Origin of the sequence: Phormidesmis priestleyi BC1401 (assembly GCF_001650195.1) — a bacterium.
Classification (GTDB): domain Bacteria; phylum Cyanobacteriota; class Cyanobacteriia; order Leptolyngbyales; family Leptolyngbyaceae; genus Phormidesmis_A; species Phormidesmis_A priestleyi_B.
This window is the reverse complement of sequence record NZ_LXYR01000034.1, coordinates 1-17182: the sequence shown is the minus strand read 5'-3', so window position 1 is coordinate 17182 and position 17182 is coordinate 1. Positions and strand designations below refer to the sequence as shown.

Annotated in this window: 15 protein-coding genes; 8 read left to right on the top strand and 7 right to left on the bottom strand. The window is 49.7% G+C overall.

The features are described from left to right. Nucleotides 1-11: 11 nt before the first annotated feature. Nucleotides 12-344 (bottom strand): hypothetical protein, encoded by a 333-nt coding sequence (locus tag A8707_RS17045; protein ID WP_068818405.1) that lies wholly within the window; start codon nucleotides 342-344, stop codon nucleotides 12-14. A gap of 480 nt (nucleotides 345-824) precedes the next feature. Here A8707_RS17045 and A8707_RS30855 point away from each other — a divergent pair, with 480 nt between their 5' ends. From A8707_RS30855 to A8707_RS17025, 6 genes are all read left to right on the top strand, one after another. Then, a complete protein-coding gene (locus tag A8707_RS30855) occupies nucleotides 825-962 on the top strand; it encodes a ParE family toxin-like protein (RefSeq protein WP_462686395.1) in 138 nt (45 codons plus the stop codon). A gap of 178 nt (nucleotides 963-1140) precedes the next feature. After that, nucleotides 1141-1440, top strand: a complete 300-nt coding sequence (locus tag A8707_RS27625; protein ID WP_082906403.1) for a hypothetical protein — start codon at nucleotides 1141-1143, stop codon at nucleotides 1438-1440. Nucleotides 1441-1695: 255 nt separating this feature from the next. Then, nucleotides 1696-2907: a peroxidase family protein gene (locus A8707_RS17040; RefSeq protein ID WP_231948118.1), complete on the top strand. Its 1212-nt coding sequence runs from the start codon at nucleotides 1696-1698 to the stop codon at nucleotides 2905-2907. A gap of 105 nt (nucleotides 2908-3012) precedes the next feature. Beyond that, nucleotides 3013-3498, top strand: a complete 486-nt coding sequence (locus tag A8707_RS17035) for a nucleoside deaminase (protein ID WP_068818404.1) — start codon at nucleotides 3013-3015, stop codon at nucleotides 3496-3498. Between the two features lie 198 nt (nucleotides 3499-3696). Beyond that, entirely contained in the window at nucleotides 3697-4281 is a 585-nt protein-coding gene (locus A8707_RS17030; protein WP_068818403.1) for a GNAT family N-acetyltransferase, read from the top strand. 216 nt (nucleotides 4282-4497) lie between these two features. Continuing rightward, entirely contained in the window at nucleotides 4498-4701 is a 204-nt protein-coding gene (locus tag A8707_RS17025; RefSeq protein ID WP_082906401.1) for a recombinase family protein, read from the top strand. A gap of 25 nt (nucleotides 4702-4726) precedes the next feature. On the opposite strand, the gene A8707_RS17020 is transcribed toward A8707_RS17025, so the two are convergent. From A8707_RS17020 to A8707_RS17010, 3 genes are all read right to left on the bottom strand, one after another. Beyond that, entirely contained in the window at nucleotides 4727-5929 is a 1203-nt protein-coding gene (locus A8707_RS17020) for a substrate-binding domain-containing protein (RefSeq protein ID WP_068818402.1), read from the bottom strand. Nucleotides 5930-6014: 85 nt separating this feature from the next. Continuing rightward, the gene (locus A8707_RS17015) at nucleotides 6015-9362 is read right to left on the bottom strand and encodes a tubulin-like doman-containing protein (RefSeq protein WP_231948117.1); all 3348 of its coding nucleotides are present in this window, start codon (nucleotides 9360-9362) and stop codon (nucleotides 6015-6017) included. A gap of 47 nt (nucleotides 9363-9409) precedes the next feature. Next, on the bottom strand, nucleotides 9410-9637 hold the full coding sequence (locus A8707_RS17010; RefSeq protein WP_068818431.1) for a helix-turn-helix domain-containing protein: 228 nt from the start codon (nucleotides 9635-9637) through the stop codon (nucleotides 9410-9412). Nucleotides 9638-10005: 368 nt separating this feature from the next. Between A8707_RS17010 and A8707_RS17005 the strand changes: the two genes are divergently transcribed. Next, nucleotides 10006-10539, top strand: coding sequence for a transposase family protein (locus A8707_RS17005; RefSeq protein ID WP_074382519.1), 534 nt, complete (start codon nucleotides 10006-10008; stop codon nucleotides 10537-10539). 199 nt (nucleotides 10540-10738) lie between these two features. Here the strand turns inward: A8707_RS17005 and A8707_RS17000 are convergent, their stop codons facing one another. Continuing rightward, nucleotides 10739-11371: a glutathione S-transferase family protein gene (locus tag A8707_RS17000; protein ID WP_068818401.1), complete on the bottom strand. Its 633-nt coding sequence runs from the start codon at nucleotides 11369-11371 to the stop codon at nucleotides 10739-10741. Between the two features lie 789 nt (nucleotides 11372-12160). Next, a complete protein-coding gene (gene katG / locus A8707_RS16990; protein WP_068818399.1) occupies nucleotides 12161-14356 on the bottom strand; it encodes a catalase/peroxidase HPI in 2196 nt (731 codons plus the stop codon). A gap of 763 nt (nucleotides 14357-15119) precedes the next feature. Between katG and A8707_RS16985 the strand changes: the two genes are divergently transcribed. Then, nucleotides 15120-16160: an alpha/beta hydrolase gene (locus tag A8707_RS16985; protein WP_082906400.1), complete on the top strand. Its 1041-nt coding sequence runs from the start codon at nucleotides 15120-15122 to the stop codon at nucleotides 16158-16160. Between the two features lie 775 nt (nucleotides 16161-16935). Here the strand turns inward: A8707_RS16985 and A8707_RS16980 are convergent. Further along, on the bottom strand, nucleotides 16936-17182 hold a 247-nt coding region (locus tag A8707_RS16980), incomplete at its 5' end, for a translation initiation factor (protein ID WP_156518662.1).

Genomic DNA, 17182 nt, shown 5'->3' with positions numbered 1-17182 from the left:
AGAAACTGACTTTAGTTTGTGTTTTTAGTTACATCCAGGATTCCGGCTGAAGTTTCTTGGCGATCGATCAAAGCTTGCAGCATAGAAAGCTGCTGCTCCAACTCAGCGATCGCCTCCCGTCGTTGTATCCTCGCTCTCCAGTCACGATACTTCTCGCTCCCTGCTTTACCTAAATGCTGGTTTTTGTGCTGAGGATTCTTGCTGCTGAGTTTGTAATAGAGGCGTTCACCCTTTGGTGCAGGGCTGATCCAGACGTTTATCGGAGCCACACTGCCAGAGTTGCGGATGGATTGAATGAGTTGAAGAAGGCGCTCGCGCTCGGCTTCCAGATGAGGGCTGCTCATTTTGTTCTGTCGATTTGCATCTAGATCGACAGAATTATAAGGGTGAATTATTCTGTCGATTGAAATTCAAATCGACAGAATAAGACGCTGCTCAATCCAGGACTTGTAAGACCCCTCGTTAAATTGGTGATGCAACCGCACGCCTAATCATTCGGATCTCGTGAGCCTTGCTTTTAAACGTTCTGCCCCTCTAATTGATTCGCGGTTTACGATTTTGTCTTCTTCACCACTCCACATTCAACCTTTGTCAATTCTGTCGATTTTCAACGCAATAAACAGAATAAATGATTAGCGCTGCCTTGATTAAGAGTCAAACTTGAGTTCTAAGACCAAGATGAGAAAATGCGATCGCTCAAGAGGCTTTGTTTTATCACTGACTAACTATTCGTCAATAGTTAGTCAGTGGAAAAAGGGGATGATCAATAGAGTCTTCTTCCTTCATTGGTCAGCATCTGAGTGAGTGCTAGGGTCGCTGCTGCAATGGGCGTGTGCACTTCAATTTATTCTGCGCAGATCAACAGAAACTATCGAGCAGTCGGTCAATTAAATGAAGACACGATCATCTGGTTCTGGATTGGTTCTCACGCAAAATACGACATGCTGCTTAATCAATTTTAGAAACGCAAAGAACAATCGCCTTACTTCTCCCATCAAAACAGGCAAATGCCGAACCATTGAACGTATTTTTACTTGAGAAGAAGTATTACATTCTAGGAGTTCCTCTCCCGGAATGTTATTTTCGTGCTTGAGATGGGTGCGAACAGGCTTGAGGCGTTATTGAGAGGGAAGCAATCAAATGGCTACAGGCAGAGATACATCCAGAGATGGGTTTGGTAATAAGCTTCAAACCTTTGCTTTAACTCACTTTCAGTGGTTTTGGGCTTTGATTCAAAGCAACGATTTCTTCAAGCGTCAAGCCAATAAGCTGCTGATCAACAACGTCGTCTACAAAGTTCCGACTCGCCCTTATGCGTTCAGTATGATGACGCTAGAGCCGTTTATTCCAGGAACAGAGGATGAGAGATTTCAATCGATCGAGGGATATATTCCGGGAAAGGGAATTCCTAAGAAAACTGATATAGCCGTCGCCACATAGGTTAGGACAGAGACATCTTCGGCAGCACGCGAAGCACACTGCCAAAAATGTCCTAAGCAAAGTGGCGACGGCTATACCTATACGTCATGGGACTCGCTGATTGATCGCACCTATATTGGTCGCCATCTTCCCCCCGATCCGGTCTTCAATCAGGCAGGAAATTTACCTAAACTCGAAGACCTGGCTGTTTTATTTGAAAAAAGAAGAGACCAAAACGGCAAGTCCATTACGATCCATTCAGAAAAATCCTCCCTCTTGTTTCCCTACTGGGTGCAGTGGTTCACCGATGGGTTTCTCCGCAAAGATCGCGACAATCCCCTCAAAAACACCTCCAATCACCATATTGATCTGAGTCCGGTTTATGGATTAACTCCAAAATCCACTCATCTGTTGCGATCATTCAAGGGGGGTAGGCTTAAGAGCCAAATGATTAATGGTGAAGAGTATCCACTGTTTTATTACGATGACCCTGAACAGGGGATTGTTAAACCAGAATTCGCAGGGCTTTATGAACCCCTCAATGATGAGAAAAGACTCCCTCCAGCGGTAAAATCTCAACTGTTTGCGATGGGAGTTGAGCGGGCAAATGTACAGGTTGGCTATGTCATGCTGAATGTTCTCTGCTTGAGAGAACACAATCGCCTGTGCAAGTTAATGGCAGAAAAATATCCAGATTGGGATGATGAACGCCTCTTTCAAACGGCAAGAAACATTCTAATGGTTGTAATTATGAAAATTGTGGTGGAGGAGTATGTTAACCACCTGACTCCTTACCATTTCAAAGTCATTGTTGATCCTCCCTCCTTCACCCAAGAAAAGTGGTATCGCACCAACTGGATGACCCTGGAATTTAGTCTGGTTTACCGTTGGCACAGTGCCCTTCCCAATACGTTGGTCTATGACGGTAAAGAAGTCCCCATGATCACCAGCCTGTGGAATAACCAGATGCTAATTAATAAGGGATTAGGGGAATTATTTGAGGAAACCTGCTCACAACCCGCAAGTCGTCTTGGTTTGTTCAATACGGCTGATTTCTTAGTCAAGCTCACAGAGCTGGCGACCGTTAACCTGGGGCGAGTCTCTCAAATGGCAAGCTATAACGACTATCGAGAAATGTCTGGCTATCCACGGGTTACTGATTTTGACCAGATTACGGGAGATCGCGAGGCTCAAAAACTTTTGCAAGAGCTATACGGTGATGTAGATAAGGTTGAGTTTTATGTCGGGCTTTGTGCGGAGGATGTACCAGACAATGCAGCGTTAGCGCCTCTGATTGAACGACTGGTCGGGCTTGATGCCTTTTCTCAGGCTTTGACGCAGCCTTTGTTAGCAGAAAATATTTTTAATGGAAAGACTTTTTCTGAGGTGGGTTGGGAGGTGATTAGCAGCACGAATAGCATCTCTGACCTGGTCAATCGCAACACTCCCCAAAAGGATCAGCCCTACAAGGTGACGTTTTATCGATAAGGTCAGCAATTCCCTTTTTTGCGGATCCCCAAGGGTTGAAGTGGTTTGGGTTAGTTCACGAGGGGCTTGCGGTAAGATAGGCGACAATGCTTGGAACCCATCAGAATGAATGACGCCGACTTGCGGCATCTGCGCCGCTGTGTAGAACTGGCAACCGAGGCACTAGAATCTGGTAACGAGCCTTTTGGCTCTGTGTTGGTCGGTGCCGACGGAACTGTCCTGGCTGAGGACTACAACCGTATCGCTTCTGGCGATCTCACCCAGCATCCTGAGTTTGCGCTGGCACGCTGGGCGGCAACGAATATGACGCCTGAAGAACGAGCTGGAGCAACCGTTTTCACGTCGGGTGAGCACTGCCCGATGTGTGCGGCGGCCCACGGCTGGGTTGGGCTGGGTCGCATCGTGTATGTCAGTTCCTGCGAGCAACTGGCAGCCTGGCTTGCCGATTTGGGGGTTCCCGCATCGCCTGTGCGAACTCTGCCGATTCGAGAGATTGTTCCCGATCTCGTGGTAGAGGGTCCCTATTCTGAACTCGCGGAGCAAGTGCATGAGCTACACCGCCGTCGGCACAGCTCATCTTCAAGCGTGTAGTCTGGGGCGGCTCAGTACGCGCCTATCCCCGATTTCACATCGCTTGTGTATACACAGTAGGGTTATGGAAGAGAGGGCGGTCCCCGATAGAAGTGATTGCCCCTCACTTACCTACAGCACCAGGTAGTGCACTAGCATCCCCAGCACTTCGCCTTCGTAGGGCGTAATCATTAGCTCTCGATTGGGTCGTTTGCTGATATGGAAATTGTGACCAAAAGATTTCTACTGCGGGATTTCGTTGAGTCGGATCGCCCTTCATTTTTGGGTTATCAAGCTGATCCACGCAGCCAGACCTTCTACAAGCCAGGAGATGCTAACCCTGAACAAGCAACACGTTTGTTTGAAACATTTTTGAGGTGGGCTGGTGATCGCCCCCGCATTAACTACCAACTCGCGATCGTGCAACGACAAGAACCTAAAGTACTCGTCGGCTGCTGTGGACTGCGGGGAGCACAGTGCCCAGGGGGTGAAATGGAACTGGGAATCGAACTTGCACCGAACTATTGGGGCCGCTATGCCTATGCGATTGAAGTGGGGCGTGCCCTGCTCAATTTTGGATTTAGAGAATTAAAGCTGGATGTCATTTCCGGTTCCACCGTGAGCGCGAACGAGCGGATCGCTCGGTTGGCTCAGGGGATTGGTGCAGAAGTCGTTGCCATTCGTCCGGGTTCCTCGTGGATGTCTGAGCGAGGGTGGAACGAGGTAGATTGGCGAATCACGCAGGAGCAGTGGGATCATCGCATCGCGCCACTGTATAACAACCGTGGTGCACCGAGCAGTTGAAGACCGTTGGTGAAGTTGCAATGATCTTAGTAGCCGCTGACCACGATCGTGACATCTGTCTTAAACGCTCCTTTGTTTTACAGTGGAACGCGCTTTCCCAAAACGAGGCTTTCAGGTTCACCAACGTGTCAATCAACTTGTTAATGAATCTATGTCTCAAAACGTGGCAAGTTTAACGAGTTCTGAGACAATAACAGGACACTAGAATCCTCAACGATGCTGATTGGCTACGAACGAGTTTCTACAGACGACCAAAATCTGGCACTGCAACATGATGCTTTGCAATCTGCCGATTGTGAAAAAATCTTCTCAGACAAGATGAGCGGAGCAAACGCCGATCGCCCTGGACTGAAACAAGCCTTTGAGTTTGCCCGAAAAGAAGACACGATCGTGGTTTGGCGACTCGACCCCTTTGGGTAGGGGTGAGTCATAGCCAACTACTTTTCTAACGAATCGGCACAAAACCTGCCTGCTCTGCCAGCTTTTGTCCCTCATCGCTTAAAAGCATATTGGCGTAGGCGACTCCCGCTTGCTCATCAAATCTACCATCTCGTTTAATAATGACGAATAGCCGCCTGGTGATCGGGTAAGAGCTGTCTGCAAACCCTTTTTCGTTGATGGCTGCACAAGTAGCGTCAGCGCAAGGCGACACAAATGCCTGACTACCATCTTCTTTAGCAATTGGGATTAGACGAATCAGTTGCTGATTAATCACCTCTGCTGCGGTTGCATAACCAATGCCCCCTTCAGCTGTGGCGACTTGCCGAATAGATTCGGTTGTGTTTCGCACTTCTTTCACATTGGCACCTAACGGTTGTTTTTCCATAATGTTCTCATGGAAGAAATCGACGGTGCCCCCCGATTGCAAGTTGCGGCTAAACGGAGCGATGGCGAGATTAGGTCCTCCGACTGCTTGCCAGTTGTTGATCTTGCCTGTGAAGATATCTCGCACTTGAGCCAGAGTCAGACCTTTGACCCCTTGATTAATCAGTCGAGGATTGACATAAAGTGCAATGCCATCGATCGCTACCGGAACCTCTTCTAAAGCAAACCCTCGATTCTTTGCCTTCGCATATTCTTCATCTTTGAGCGACCGTGAAGATTGCGCGAAACTCAGTTGCCCGCCAACCAGCATTTCAATGCCGCTGCCCGAACCCGGTTTGCCTGTGGTTGGCTCGGTGTAGCGCACTTGAAATTGCGGGTGAGCTTGATTGATTGTGCCGACCACAGCCGGAGAGCGCAATGGCGCAAATGTGGTCGATCCCCCGTAATTGAACACGCCCTGAGGCACATTCGGCACCTCTGCAAGGCTGCGATAGGTAGAAACAACGGCACCCTGAACCTGTGGAACATTGTTAGGGGCGATCGCAACTGAAGATGGGGAGGCCGATGGAGTGGGTTGATTTGGGGCAACTGCTGTAGTATCAGGAGATTTTGTTGCTTGAGGTGCTAATCCTGGTATTTTGTCTTTTAAGAGATAGGCTCCCGCTCCTAGAAGGGCGATCGTGACGATTCCTGCTCCAATCAGCGCTACAGGTGAACCGGTCTTTCGCAAAGAAGTCCCGCAGATTTCACATTTAGTAGCAGTAGACGGATTGCGATCGTGTCCACATTTCGGACATTTGACGTAATTAAAGTTGGTGGTCATGAGTCTTTACTGGTTGGAATCGTTTGATTGTTTGGGCGCAATGCAGTGAATTGATGTGGGGTGAGATCACGACGCACAAGTTGGCTTAGGTGCTGTAGCCCAGTTCGTCTCGAACATTGGTCTCGATCGCCGTAATCTGCGCCTCCGTCAAGTGCAGTTCTTCCTGAAGATCCATCAACTGCGCCTGCTCTTCTAAGTCGATCTCGCCGTCATTCCCAATGAATGCCTTAAACATCAAGGTATATTCCTCGATCGCTTCATTCGACGTTGGTTGAGGCGCTACCTCTGCGATGATTTGATCAGCTTGTTCTTGCGTGATGCCGAGTTTCTGGCGCAAGCGTTCTAAAAGCTGCATTTCTGTTGCTGATGGGTTGCCGCGACGATAACAAGTCTGTGCCAGCTTACGAAACTTCTCGATATTCTCAGTGCTAGTGCTGGTGACTACCTTGGTGTTAACTACTGGCGTTGTAGTGGTTGGGGAAACGGTTGCTGTAGCTGTAGCAATAAACAGATTGTGAGTTTTGATGTATCCGTCGATCGCCGTCTCAACGAGCGTATACTCTGGGCTGTCTTTGCCGTGCGGCAGCGTCGCTTCAAACTGATGCAAGTAAGTGATCAAGCGCTGGTGCATAGCTTGCTTATCAGGCTTTGTCACTACACTCTTGCCAATGTTGTTCAGCGCATCGCTCAAGATATTTCGGGCGCTATTATTGGCATCACCGAGCAAATATTCCTCGGCTTCACGTAAATCAGCCCCGATCGTCTGCATTTTTTCCCGTCCGGTCTGCTTGTCCTGATACTGCATTCGCACTTCAGAAAAGCCTGTCGCTTTGTTTTCAGTGGTGGTAATCAGTCCGAGCGCGACACCCAGCAGCAGGTTTTGCTTTACCTGTGCTTCTTCTTGAGGTGCGGGCAGCAAGTCTTTGAACTGGCGGTTGTCTTGATGGGTGTGAAGTGGATTTTTATCTGACTGGGAAACCGATCGATAGATTAATCGCATCTTTTCCATGCCTTCAATCAATCGCAGGGGAAAGGCTCCAACCTCATGGATGAAGTAGATGCGATGCGGGTCATTAAGCGGCTTAATGTTTTTGTCATCTAAAGCGCTGACTTTTCGCAGAATGGGCAGAACAGCCTCTACAGCCGGATCGGTGGGCTTGGTGCCGCCCTGAATGCCCACTAACTTCTGTCGTTTTTCGGCTATATCATTCCAGCCCAGTCCCATTTGTTCTTTGCTAAACCGCAGGAACGGCTCACTTTTTTGAAAGGTGGTTTTAATCTGTGCCTCCTGTTCTTCTAGCGTTTGGTAGCGCTCTAGAAACTTTTGCGCGGTTGAAATTTGGACTTGAGTGCTGGCTTTGAATTCGTCTTGAGTCCGCACGAGGAGACGCTCTTGCAAATCTTTGACGCGGAGCGGATTAAAGCGATGTAAGTCAAACAGTCGGCTGTTTACAGCAGTCAAAATCGACTGAGAAACGCTTTGACAAATGATATCTTCTCGGTCTGCCAGGGTTTGACCATAAACATGATCAATGTCTTTCGCGTCATAGAGCAAAATACCGTTGACGGTCAGAGTTCCGGTTTCCTGGACGTAGACATTTTCTCGCTCGGCAATGTTGTTTTGGAGGGTTTCTAGGACGCGATCAAAACCAGTCAGGTCCGCCAGTAGTAAATCAACTTCCTGCTTCAACTCATCCAGCAGCATGACTCCCAGTGTGCGGGCTTTGACCTCCACTTTGGAGGCATAGGTTAGCTCTAGCGCTTGCAAGATATTTTTGAACTCTTCGTCAATCACGCCCCGCCGATTGAGCATTAGCATTTGCTTGGCGTGGTCATCGATCTGCTTCAGCAACGCTTGCAGGGCATTGGTAGTAGACTTTTCTTTGGGTAGCCAATCTTTCTGGCGCGCTTGATCAAACTGATTGCGATAGTCGGTGAAGACTTCTTGCAGCACTTCGAGAAACTGACGGGTAAATTTAGGTCCCCGGAAGCGATCTTCCATCAATTTATAAACAGTCTGACGCAGTTCCTGACGCTTCAGTGGGATTAAGTTCTGAAGGTTATCCCACATTTTTTGGAAGTAGTCGCTCCAATGCTTAGGGTCAGGATGGCTATCGTTAAAGTGAGGAGCGTATTTCTCTTGTTCGACCGAGACAAAGCGCTGCAAATTCTCAAACGGAATGTTCAGATCGTTGCGCTTTTTGCGAATGCTAGAAACCCAATCGGCAACTTCTTTGCTGTAGGGTTTCAGGTTGTCACCCAGGCTAATGCTGTCGAGCAGTTGGTGATCGTTTTCCGACTCCGCCAAGTTTAAGCTGGGCAGAATTTCGGTCTTAATCACGTCCCGCATCGCAGACGGCGAGGGTGTAGGATTTTGCCACCAGGAAACCACATGACGGGCAAGACGAGCCGCGCAAGCGTTGAGGACCCGATCGACCGGAAACTGAATGCTAGAAAGCCCAAAGGTCAAGTAGTTTTGCGGAAAACCGAGGGGATCAGGACTAGACCAGTGTTTACGAATATTGTCGCGCACCAGCTTTTTGTATTGGCTAAACCCAGAACTGAAGTCTAGAAAAATATTCTGAGACACCATCTCTAACACTGATCCGATTGTGGGCAGTGTCACCTTGTCGTTGCTGTTGCCGACCAGATAGCAGAAGTTAAAGGGCACGTCTTGACCGCTATTGCTGCTAATGCGATCAGAGCCACTGACGCTATACTGTGCCTCAAATCGGGTGTCGTTGCGGGAGTAGTGGTTCAGTTCCATTAACGCGGAATAGGCATTGGCAACCACCCGATCGCCTAAGCCTGAGAATGCGCCCGGTAGCATCAGATAAGCGGAACTCTGCGGAATTTCAGAAGCGGGTATCCAGTCGCGTAGATTATAGGCAAGGTCAAGAAACATCCCAGACCCGGTGCCGCCAGAGAAGGAGCAGACGACAAAGATGTTGATACCTTTGTCTAGCTCGACTTGCCAGCGATCGAGCATAAATTTCTCATGCCCTACGATCTTCTGTTTTGCGTACTGAAAAGCGGTTTTAATCTGCGGATAGTTAGCTGTGAAGGCGAATTTACCTAATGCCCGCACCTGTCCTGCTCCTGCCAAAATCGAATCGGTTCCTTTTAGCTGCGGCGGAAACCACTCAGACAGATAGCCGTAGGAAGAAAGATTGTTGAGGATGGGTTTAGCATTCTCGACTTTTGCCCAAATTTGCTCAACCGGACTCAAAGAGATGTCTTGCTTGAGGACAACCTGTGACTCTGTCGCTTTCGCATTCTGCTCTGTGTCGATGTGCAGAAAAGACACGATCGGCAGACTCTCTAGAGAGCCATAGGTCTCCACGATCATTCGCCGAATTTTGAGCAAGACTTCTTTTCCAGTGCCCCCCAATCCAATAATGACGGTGGGAGTCATGCCAGTGTAATCAGACATAGATTTGCAGTAAGTGGGGTGGAGAGGGTAGCGTTAGCTCTGAATTCTTAGTTCGTAAAATACTTAGTCAGTAAATCTTGAGCACTTTCACCGGTCTGCCGAAGCAGCCCCTCGATCAGCTTTATTGCCATTCGAGACGGTTTAGCACGGCGATTCTCCCAACGATTGACAGTCGGGAAAGTAACGCCCAGCTTGGCTGCAAACTCCTCTTGAGTTAAACCTAACCGTAGCCGAAATTCCCGAACCAACTCTGCAATGTTTTGCGGTTCAATCACGGTTCTTAGAAACGCTGAATTTAACAAGTACAATAAAGGACTATATAAAGCACCATATTTGTTTGCGATAGGAACGTCGTCAGTATAATTACCAAGCTCACCGAGACAATATTAATGACATCGTGCTGAAATACGTCTTAAAAGTAATCATACAAACCTCTACGGGATAGAGGTTTTAGAGTTTTCTATCTAACTTGAGTTCTACTTACTAGCTACCAATTCTTTGAGCCTGTTGGGAAATAGTGAAAAATTGCTGGAATCTCTGAGTAGACTGAGTTTCAAGGATTCTGCCGTAAAATCGCTGAAAAGTTTACTACAAAAGGATTTCAAGAATTTTCGAGCTTATTACCCAACAACCCTTTTATCTGTTGGTTTTCCAGAACGGCGTTCCCGAGGTCAAGGCAGTGATTTTGGACGGCACAGAACGTCCAGTGCAGCGTCCCCAAGACTCAGAAAGCCAGAAGCAGCATTATTCCGGCAAAAAGAAGCGGCATACCCGGAAGCACATCACCGCAACGACGCGAGAAAAGCGAGTGATCCTCCTAACCAAGGCAAGACCGGGCAAAACCCATGACAAGCGGCAATTGGATGAAGAAGACCTGGTGGGCAACATCCCGGATGAAGTGGCTGTCGAGGGAGATTTAGGATTTCAGGGATTACAAAATGAGTTTGATAACATTCATCTGCCGCACAAAAAGCCGAGAGGCAAAGAATTGAGCGCACAACAGAAGCAAGAAAACCGAGAATTTAGTGCTCAACGAGTCAAATGTGAACATGCCCACGCGGGCATCAAGCGATACAATGCCGTAACACAGGTGTATAGGAATCGTGTGCCTGATTTCGATGACCGTTTGATGTTAACGGCAGCAGGCTTGTGGAACTTCTATTTAGATGCCGCATAGATGGGAGAAGAATTGGAAAACCCTGTCTTGAAGCCAGTTTTATTTCCCAACACGTCTACTATTTAACCGATAGACACTCAACCCCTGTCTGCGACCGCTGATCCTCGATACTCCGCACTCAATCAGCTCAAATCCGAAGCTTAACTCTAGAGCTGATCGCCAAAGAGACCAACTGCTGGCTGATCCACTGCGAATACTGTTAGCCGCACACCTTTTTCACGGTGGGCAGTGCGCGCACGGTCTGCCACCATGCTTGCAGCTTTGGAGCCTGAGCCATGATGCGATCAAACTCTGGAGTTTTCGAGAGGTAGATAAAGATGGGAATCAGGTAGAAGTCGGCAATACTGACCTCGCTGCCGAGTAGATATGGGCTGCCAACCGTCAGCGTTTCGATCGCAGAGATGGCTTTTTGCGTAGGCGCAACCGCCGCTTTCACCGCAGCCTCATCGGTCTGTCCGCCCTGACTGGGTACAATCAAGCGCTGAATCACAATGGTCAGAATTGCCGATGGATAGAGATAGTTGTCTATAATCGCCACAATCTGATGCATTCGTGATCGCAGCAGCGGCTCAGCAGGTCCGAATTTCCCACCTGCCAAAGTCGTATCTAGATAGCTTGTGATGGCAGCGCTTTCGTAAATGACTTCTCCATCGACCTCGACCGTCGGCACTTTGCCAAATGGGTGCTTGGCTAGATACTCGGCTGACGTGTTTTCGCCGTTAAAGATATCAACGCTTTTGAGGTCATAGTCTGCATTCGCTTCCTCTAGCAGCAGTCGCACTGTGCGGACATAGGTGCTGACGGGTGTTCCATAGACGGTGATTTTAGGCATGAGTTATCAGTTCTAGTTGAAACGAAACAGTGACCTGATTAACTTGCCATCAAATACATCTCGATTTCGTGCCCCAGCAGGAATAGTTTTCTGAGCTACTTCCGATCTGCTCGCTCATTCTGCTTCCAGCAGTTATCTGCTCGGTAATGAGCCACTACTTTGATGACTTCTAGAATGAGCCTTGTACGAACGAGGGGCGAAAGCCTTTCAGCCGAAACCGTAACTTTCTGTTCAAATGCGTCCGCCGTTCCTAGTTGACATACCCTTGCCAAAGTCACTAGCTGCCGCTGATTTGAGCCGTTATCCCACCTCTCGTCGATCACATTCATTGCATAGTTCCGCGCTCTATTGCTCCATCTCGAGTCTTGCGTTTATCTGCTTCGTGTTGATCGTTGGGTATGGCGGCGCATCCAGTTTAATTGTTCAAGCCGAAGCAGCGGTCTGACAGATCGTTACAACAGACTGTTTCGTTCTACTTGTCTCAGTTAGGGTTGGTCTACAGCCGTTGAACTTCGCCGTTAGGCTTCAAGGCGAGTAGTAATATGCACCTGGCGTACTAGGCGGATATGTGTCTGCGTTGAATTCTGACGGTTTCATAGATTTTATTAGATGGTTGATGCAAGAGCCTAAAGATAAGGCAGTGTTTCAAGATAAGTTGAAACACCGCCCTCATTTTTGTCACTGGCTTTCACTTGCGTTCAGGATTTCTACAGATTTGCGTCGCCTCGATCTGCGATCACCCATCTTAGAAATGACGCTGAGAAACCCTCAAAGACCTTTGCGCTGAGACTAGGTGCGGTCGAAGCGATCGAGGTTCATCACCTTGTCCCACACTGCCACAAAGTCATCTACAAATTTCTGCTGCGAGTCCTCAGATCCGTAGACCTCCGCGAGGGCACGTAGCTGAGAATTTGAGCCGAAGATCAGGTCAACACGGGTCGCAGTCCACTTGAGTTCGCCTGTTTTGCGACTGCTTCCCTCAAACTCATACTCATCTTCAGAGGTCGCCTTCCACGTTGTGCCCAGATCAAGCAGGTTCACGAAGAAGTGATTGGTCAGCGTCTCCGGGCGATCGGTTAAGACACCGTGTTTAGCGCCTCCAAAGTTCGTACCCAGGACGCGCAAGCCGCCCAAGAGAGCCGTCATCTCAGGGGCTGATAGGCTGAGCAATTGCGCCTGATCAAGCAGCAACTCTTCAAGCGATTCGCTGTGCTTGCCGCTGGTGTAGTTGCGGAACCCGTCTGCGACTGGCTCAAGTACGGCGAAGGACTCGACATCAGTTTTCTCTTGCAAGGCATCTGCCCGTCCTGGCTTAAAGGGAACCTTGACCCCATGCCCAGCGTTCTTTGCCGCCTGTTCAACGCCTGCGCATCCGCCCAGCACGATCAAGTCAGCGATCGACACCTGCTTCCCATTAGACTGCGAGCTGTTGAACTCCTGTTGGATTGCCTCCAGGGTTTGCAGCACCGTTGCCAGTTGGGCCGGCTGGTTGATTTCCCAATCCTTCTGAGGTGCAAGACGAAGGCGCGCTCCATTCGCTCCGCCGCGCTTGTCAGACCCCCGGAACGTGGAGGCTGATGCCCAAGCAGTCGAAACCAGTTGAGAAACAGACAGTCCTGAAGCCAGAATTTTGTCTTTGAGCGCGGCGATGTCCTGCTCATCCATCAATTCATGGGTGACTTCGGGAATGGGATCTTGCCACAAGAATTCTTCTTGGGGAACCTCTGAACCAAGGTAGCGAGATCGAGGTCCCATGTCGCGATGGGTCAGCTTGAACCACGCCTTGGCAAACGCCTCGGCGAACTCATCCGGGTTCTCGAGGTAACGCCGCGAGATCGGCTCGTAGGTGGGGTCCATCTTCATCGCCATGTCTGCTGTGGTCATCATGGGGGCGTGCCGTCTCGACGCATCGTGCGCGTCGGGCACCGTATCCGCACCAGCGCCGCCCTTGGGTCTCCACTGCCATGCACCAGCAGGACTCTTCGTCAGCTCCCAGTCATATTTGAATAGGGTCTCGAAATAGGTGTTGTCCCACTGCGTTGGCGTGGGAGTCCATGCGCCTTCAATCCCGCTGGTGATCGCATCAACGCCGACACCCGTGTTGAAGGTGCTCTTCCAGCCGAGTCCCTGATCGACGATCGTGGCACCCCCAGGATCAGCACCAACGTGCGTCGCTTCGCCCGCGCCATGACACTTGCCAAAGGTATGTCCACCAGCGGTGAGCGCGACCGTTTCTGCATCGTTCATCGCCATCCGTCCAAAGGTCTCACGAATATCGTGCCCTGAGCCAACCGGATCAGGCTCACCGTCCGGTCCTTCCGGGTTGACGTAGATTAGACCCATTTGAACGGCGCCGAGGGGATTCGCTAGCACTCGATCGCCTTCATAACGCTCATTGCCAAGCCAAGCTTTCTCAGAACCCCAGTAGATGTCTTCTTGGGGTTGCCAGATGTCTTCGCGTCCGCCTGCAAAGCCGATCGTCTTGAAGCCCATCGACTCAAGCGCGCAGTTGCCTGCGAAGACCATCAGGTCAGCCCACGAGAGTTTCTTGCCGTATTTCTGCTTGATGGACCAAAGCAACATCCGCGCCTTATCAAGGTTGGCATTGTCGGGCCAACTGTTGAGCGGCTCAAACCGCTGACTACCCGAACCTGCGCCGCCGCGACCGTCGCCAATCCGATAGGTGCCAGCGCTGTGCCACGCCATCCGGATGAAGAGCGGTCCATAATGACCGTAGTCGGCTGGCCACCAGTCCTGAGAGGTGGTCATCAGCTCAAAGATATCTGCCCTTACAGTAGCTAAGTCGAGGCTCTTGAACGCCTCAGCGTAGTTGAACGTCTCACCCATCGGGTTGGTTTCGGGTGAGTGCTGGTGGAGGATGCTCAGATTCAAATACTTCGGCCACCAGTCGCGGTTCGACGGCTTATGACGCGCTGCAATTTTTTGACCTCCGCCCACAAATGGGCATCCGCTTTCGCTGCTCATAGTATCTCCTGTCTTTTAGAAAACGCTAATCTACGGTGCAAACTAGAGCTGCCGAGAAAGCGGGTTGAATTCGCGTGAAATAGTTACAAGCTTAATCGTACTCGGTATGAGTTTGTTTTAGAGGCATTCTTAAGCGATTGTAATAAGCGCGTAGGCATTGCTCGCTACAACTTAGGTGTAATGTGTCTAACAAATGCTCGTGCACCTAGCCATCGAGAGGTCAATTATTGAGTATCAGAGAACTGTCTGTGTGTCCCCACGAGATACGCAACCAGTGGAGGAGTAAATGCTGAAGCTCTCACCTAGTCTAAGTTTCACGCTTACTCTGGTTTCAGAACTTTGCGATCGTGCCCACGTTAGAGAAAGGATGCCAAAGCAAGCTTCAGCCAAAGAAGGCTGCAATTATGATTGGCCACAACTTGCTGCTTCCGGCTTAACCCGAACTGATGTTCAAATTAGTCTGATCTGTGCCTCCAGATAGGCATTGTGAGAGAGAACTCCTGACTGCGGTTAGAGGAGTTAAAACTTCCAGATTCCTATGATTAACCTCAGGCGTTCGTATTAGTGAACTGTTTCAACCAGACTGCTTTTGCAAACCGTTACAACGGGTGAAGCAGCGACAGCTTCACTTCAATTTCGACGAATTATGCGCCAGTGTGATTTGTCCACAGTTTAACGAACGCCAAATTAGAAGAAGACACCGCCATATTGCGGATTGTTTGGAGGGATTTTGAATTATAAGCTATCGAGAAGAGACGCACTGATGCTCACCGGAGCAGGAGTCACTACAATCGCACTGGGCAACTCGTTTTTGACTCCAACTGCTGAGGCAGCGTCGGCACCAGATGCTCAAATGAAAGCGGTGTTAGATGAACTAACATCGTTTGGGGCACCCCCGATCGAGAAACAAACCCCATTTAATGCCCGCAATAATCCGACGATCGCGAACGCCGTAATGGGCGTTTTGTCGAAGCGAGGTAGACCCACAGTGGAAGCTGTCGGAGCGGTCAGTCATCGACTGATTCCTGGAGCTGCAGGCGACCTCTTAGTTCGCATTTATCAGCCAAAAGGTAATGGTTCGTCGTTTCCTGTTTTGGTGTACTTTCACGGCGGCGGTTGGGTGATTGCCAATCTCGATACTTATGATGCCTCGTGCCGTGCGCTCACGAATGCAGCAAACTGCATTGTCGTATCCGTTGCTTATCGACAAGCACCCGAAGCTAAGTTTCCTGCCGCCGCCGAAGATGCTTACGCAGCGACGCAGTGGGTGATGACGAATGCAGCTCAAATTAAAGGCAATCCTAACCAAGTGGCTGTAGGAGGCGAGAGCGCAGGGGGAAACCTAGCCGCTGTGACGTGTTTGATGGCGCGTGATCGTAAGGGCAAACTGCCGGTGCATCAGATGCTCATCTATCCAGTCACAAATTACGCGTTTGATACGCAGTCTTATCAAGAGAACGCAAATGCTAAACCCCTCAATCGAGCCATGATGCAGTGGTTCTGGAGTCATTATCTGAGAAACGAAGCAGACGGTCAAACCCCCTATGCTTCTCCGCTACGAGGAAATCTGAGCGGACTGCCAACCGCGACGGTGATCACTGCCGATATTGACCCGCTTCGCAGTGAAGGACAAGCTTACGCGCAAAAACTTCGAGAAGCCGGAGTCAACGTCAAGGCAACCAACTACACCGGGGTGACCCACGAATTCTTTGGCACTGGAGCAGTTGTTGACAAAGGAAAAAAAGCAGTGAGTGAAGCAGCAGCCGGACTTCGGGCTGGATTTGTAGGTAGAACTGTGCGGTAGTTAGAAGTAGTCGGCAATGGGTGCCTTTAGTACATTTGCCACTACTTTATCAGATGGTCTGACGATCAAGGACCGGCGGGCGCATTTGAACATAAATTTACGGTTTCGGCTGAAAGGCTTTCTCCCTATAGTTTTCAGCTATAGGGATTGAACAGGATACAATCCTGTTATTGAATTGGTCAGAGAAAAACAAAAGCCTCTGAAAGCCCTATCCGGCGTTCCCGTAGCTTTCGGGTCAGAGAAATCGTTAGGGAATTTCAGCCAGACAATTGATAAGGTTTGATTAAGTCCATTTTCGCCGATACTACAGGACGGGCTTAATTTTGGACTGTTACACTGCACTACAAAGAGCTGAAACCATAATTCACTCGTTCCTTGTAATGGCTAAAGCTCCCATTATTGCGTGGAACTTCTGCTGCCGGTGCAGAGAACCAAGTCTAATCGAGGTATTTGGAAACCTGATGCGTCGAGCGGTTTCTGGCTTTAGGGAAACCGAGAAATTATAGCAACGGACGGAAGACTTAGGACAACGGTCAATCCACAAAGCCCACGGGTGATGATGTCCATCACCAATCTGTCCTAATACACTCGGCGACGGCTATAACCATCGCAAGTCAGTCCTAGAGAGGCTTTCAGGCTTAGAGTCTTTTTGGGTTCAAAAGCTACAGGAATGCCAAATTGGATTCAAAACAAAGCACCCTAGCCAATCGTTGGTTAGGGTGCTTTTGTGTTGGCGATTCACGGCTCGCTCAATATATTCACCCTGTATCAGGTGCTATGCCTGGTCAGCGGGATCGCCATACGGGTCTTCACTCGCAGGTCGCACCTTGCCGAACTGCCCAGACTCAGCGACCTGGTTAGCAGGATCGCCATACGGATCTTCACTCGCAGGTTGCACATTGCCGAACTGCCCAGCATCGGTCGCTTGATTTGCCGGATCGCCATACGGGTCTTCACTCGCGGGTCGCGGTGGTTGATTCTCGCTCTCTGCTGGCTGATCGCCTAGTAAGGCATCGGCTGCT

Coding starts and splice junctions, on each gene's coding strand:
- A8707_RS17025 (WP_082906401.1), top strand. CDS start 4,498: ATGCTGATTGGCTACGAACGAGTTTCTACAGACGACCAAAATCTGGCA.
- A8707_RS17030 (WP_068818403.1), top strand. CDS start 3,697: ATGGAAATTGTGACCAAAAGATTTCTACTGCGGGATTTCGTTGAGTCG.
- katG (WP_068818399.1), bottom strand. CDS start 14,356: ATGAGCAGCGAAAGCGGATGCCCATTTGTGGGCGGAGGTCAAAAAATT.
- A8707_RS27625 (WP_082906403.1), top strand. CDS start 1,141: ATGGCTACAGGCAGAGATACATCCAGAGATGGGTTTGGTAATAAGCTT.
- A8707_RS30855 (WP_462686395.1), top strand. CDS start 825: ATGGGCGTGTGCACTTCAATTTATTCTGCGCAGATCAACAGAAACTAT.
- A8707_RS17000 (WP_068818401.1), bottom strand. CDS start 11,371: ATGCCTAAAATCACCGTCTATGGAACACCCGTCAGCACCTATGTCCGC.
- A8707_RS17020 (WP_068818402.1), bottom strand. CDS start 5,929: ATGACCACCAACTTTAATTACGTCAAATGTCCGAAATGTGGACACGAT.
- A8707_RS17035 (WP_068818404.1), top strand. CDS start 3,013: ATGAATGACGCCGACTTGCGGCATCTGCGCCGCTGTGTAGAACTGGCA.
- A8707_RS16985 (WP_082906400.1), top strand. CDS start 15,120: ATGCTCACCGGAGCAGGAGTCACTACAATCGCACTGGGCAACTCGTTT.
- A8707_RS17045 (WP_068818405.1), bottom strand. CDS start 344: ATGAGCAGCCCTCATCTGGAAGCCGAGCGCGAGCGCCTTCTTCAACTC.
- A8707_RS17015 (WP_231948117.1), bottom strand. CDS start 9,362: ATGTCTGATTACACTGGCATGACTCCCACCGTCATTATTGGATTGGGG.